1 pseudogene is annotated in these 249 nt (G+C 63.5%); it reads left to right on the plus strand.

Features of this window, described 5'->3' with window-relative positions:
- A pseudogene (locus ACQG3P_RS21175) lies at positions 1-249 on the plus strand (proline--tRNA ligase); the annotation flags it as partial.

Genomic DNA, 249 nt, shown 5'->3' on the forward strand with positions numbered 1-249 from the left:
CGAGCGCATCGTGCGCGAGGAAATTGAGCGCGCCGGTGCCAGTGAACGCCAGGGGCCGACCATACAGCCCAAGGACCTGTGGGAGGCCACCGGGCGCTGGGAAAAGTACGGCCCGCAGCTGCTCAAGATCAAGGATCGCAAGGAGCAGGTGTTCTGCTACAGCCCCACCGCTGAAGTGGCCGCCGCCGATTTCGCGCGCCAGGAACTGAACAGCTACAAGCAGCTGCCGGTGAACTTCTTCCAGATCCA

The sequence above is a fragment of the Stenotrophomonas sp. SrG genome (assembly GCF_050031795.1).
Lineage (GTDB): Bacteria > Pseudomonadota > Gammaproteobacteria > Xanthomonadales > Xanthomonadaceae > Stenotrophomonas > Stenotrophomonas rhizophila_A.